A 3,012-nucleotide genomic window follows, 5' to 3' on the forward strand; every position below is an offset into this window, starting at 1 on the left:
GCCCTCACCCCCGGCTGCACCGCCGAGGCCTGCCACTTCCGCGACCTGGCCGCCGAGTTCGCCGCCGTCGGCGCCCGCCCGGTCGGCATCAGCGGCGACAGCGTCGAACGCCAGCAGGAGTTCGCCGGCCGGCACACGCTCGGCATCCCGCTGCTGTCCGACGCCGACGGCACGGTCCGCGAACGCTTCGGCGTCAAGCGCGGATTCACCCTGGCGCCCACCAAGCGGGTCACCTTCGTCATAGGGAAGGACCGCAGGGTCCTGGAGGTCGTCCGCAGCGAACTACGCATGAACACCCACGCCGACCGCGCCCTCGCCGCGCTCCGCGCCCACCTGGGCTGACCCGACCGGCGGAGGACGCGCGGGCGCAGCCGACCGGCGGCGCACGCCCAGCGCGGCCGGAGCGGCCCAGCGGCCCCATGTCTCGCGTTCCGCCCAGGGCGGCCGGCCGCGCGCCCCGACCGCGTCCGCCGCGAGGCGGGCCTGCCCGGAAGGCCCGCCTTCGGCGGACCCGCACGGCCGGGACACGCCGCGCGCCGAAGGGCGGAGTACGCGCGTTGCGGGGCGAGCGGGCGGCAGCTCTCCACGAACAGCAGCCTGAACTCGTCCGGCAGCAGGTCCTGCGCCGTGTGGAGCCGCTCCGCCACCCCTTGCCGCAGATGGGCGAAGGCGCCGGCCGGATCTCGACCGCGGGCGTCGACCAGCAGGCTGCCCGTCGTCCCGCACCGGGACGGCCGCCACCCTCGGGTCGGACATGAGGATGATGTCGTCCATCGGTGGATGATCCCGGTTGCGGACGGGTACGGCCGGACCGGTTCAGGTCAGCGGGATGATCACCTCGTCCTCCACCGGCGGGTCGAGTTCCTGGGCGTGGTGGCCCGTCGCGGCGTGGCAGCGCAGGCGCACGGCGTCGGGGGACACGTCGATCCGCAGGAACGACTTGAAGAAGGGCGGGTTGTGGGTCGCGCAGCAGGGGGAGAGCAGGCCGGTGTAGATCTTGCGGACGGGGAGGCGGAAGCGGGCGGCGCGGCCCGGCCGGCGGCCGGTGCCGAGCAGGGCGGCGACCAGACGGGTGCGGCGGGTGACGGGGGCCGGTGCCTCGGCGGTGCGCGCGGGCCGGCCGTGGAGTCGTTCGGCGACGACGGCCGTGGCCTCCGCCTCGCTGAGGGTGAAGAACCGCCGCAGCCGGGTGCGGCGTGCGTAGATCCCGCTGTAGAAGGCCAGCGAATCGCCGCGCAGCGGGTAGCAGCGGAAGTCGTCCTCCGTCAGGCCGGCCACCCGGACCGGGGGAATGGTGTGGGTGGCGTGCGTGAACGCCCCGCCGCCGCCCGCGACGACGTACTGAATGGTGCGGTCCCCCTCCACCCGCACCGGATAGCGCTGGTAGTTGTGGATGTCGCCGCCGATCGCCGCGACATAGCGGTGCGCGGGGTCGCGGACGATCTCGTCGACCGTGCCGCCGCCCTCGATGGGGCACGGCCGGTGCGCGCCGTCGACGATCAGCGGCCGCCCGGTGATCAGGATCTTCGGGCGCGGGTCGCGGGACACCTCGCGCAGCCAGGCGCCCTGTTCGGCGTCGAGCGTGCCGAGCAGCCCGGTGTCGATGCCCACGATCCGGATCGGCCCGGCGTCGATCGCCCAGTACGGGCCCGGCTGGACGGACAGCTGGGCGGGCGCGGAGCGCAGCTTGCGGGCCTGCGCGAAGCCCGCCTCGTCGGCCGGGCCCGGCCGGTGCCACAGCAGGGCGCGCAGCCAGGCCCGGGTCAGCGGACGCGGGCGGGGCTCGGGCGGCAGGGACGGCGCGTCGTCGCAGAAGACACGCATGAAGCCGTGCAGGTCCTCGTACCAGTCGTGGTTGCCTGGGACGGCGTAGACGGGCGCCGGATAGTCCTGGTACGGGCGGAAGAACTTGTCGCCGTAGTCGTCCGTGGCGCCCACGGGGTAGATGACATCGCTGGCGATGATCATGAACTGGGTGTCCTGGCCGACCCGCAGCAGGCCCGGCACCACCGCGTACTGCGGATCGCCGCCCTCACCCGTGTCCCCGGCCACCAGGAACGCGAACCGGTCCGGGTCGGAGCGCCGGATCACCTTGTCCGCGGGCGCCCCGGCCGCCGCCTGCTGGGCCACCCAGCGGCTGCGGGTACGGCCCGTGGGGTCCCCGAACCAGGACGCCAGCATCCCGTTGCGGGCGGCCCACAGCGTCCTGGGGTCGAGCCAGGACAGTTTCCTGCCCCGGGCCGGTACCAGTCGCCGGTAGTCGCCGGGTTCAAGCGCGCCCCAGCCGGCGCCTTCGGCGGTATCACGTGAGGAGTCAGACACCAGTGCATCGTAATGATGATCGAGGACGGCGCGGGACGGGACCTCGGACGAATCTCCGGTCCCATCTCGCGCCGCGTCACGACGAGTTGGTCAGCTCAACGGATCGAGTGTCAGATACGCCTGCTGCGGAGCGCCGTCGTGGACGAGGGACTCGTGGTGCCCGACGTCGTCGAAGGCGAACGCGTACGCCTTGCCGTCGGTCATCCGCTCATGGATGATCCGCGCGTAGTGGTTGGTCACCGAGTCCTGGTAGAACCCGGCGGACGAGCTGTCCGGCTGGTTCGGGTTGGCCAGCAGTGTCGAGCGGTTGAATCCCGCGCACAGGGTGCGGGAGATCGGGCCGCGCACCTCGTCGTTGGGCGCGTCCAGCAGCTTGTGGCAGCCGAACACGCTGTCGGCGTCGGGCTTCTGGAAGCTCGTCACGACGGCCCCCGCGCTGTTGGTGAAGCGCAGCACGCCGCCCGACACCCGGCCCTGGTACCTGATCTGCGGCCGGTCGGCGAACGGGGTGACCGTCAGCGTCGTGGTCGCGTACTTCTGCCACACGCGGTTGATGTAGTCGTCCATCACGGACGCCGGGAGCTTCCCGGTCCCGATCCCGTGCGCCGGGGACAGCGCCCGCAGCACGGTGCCGTCGGACCGCGTCTGCAGCAGGCCGCCCCAGCCGCCCGGCTGGGGCGGCCTGCTGCA

At 73.3% G+C, this 3,012-nt stretch carries 3 protein-coding genes; 1 reads left to right on the forward strand and 2 read right to left on the reverse strand.

What is annotated here, in order from left to right; translation table 11 throughout:
• A partial coding sequence (locus CCN42_RS20630; protein WP_086737699.1) for a peroxiredoxin occupies nt 1-342 on the forward strand: 342 nt, incomplete at its 5' end.
• A gap of 474 nt (nt 343-816) precedes the next feature.
• Here CCN42_RS20630 and CCN42_RS20635 read toward each other — a convergent pair.
• Nucleotides 817-2,322, reverse strand: coding sequence for a metallophosphoesterase family protein (locus CCN42_RS20635; protein ID WP_086737701.1), 1,506 nt, complete (start codon nt 2,320-2,322; stop codon nt 817-819).
• Nucleotides 2,323-2,412: 90 nt separating this feature from the next.
• Nucleotides 2,413-3,012, reverse strand: a 600-nt coding sequence (locus CCN42_RS20640; protein ID WP_245877390.1) for a beta-1,3-glucanase family protein, incomplete at its 5' end; no start/stop codon positions are given.

Source organism: Streptomyces glaucescens, from assembly GCF_002154375.1.
GTDB lineage: Bacteria > Actinomycetota > Actinomycetes > Streptomycetales > Streptomycetaceae > Streptomyces > Streptomyces glaucescens.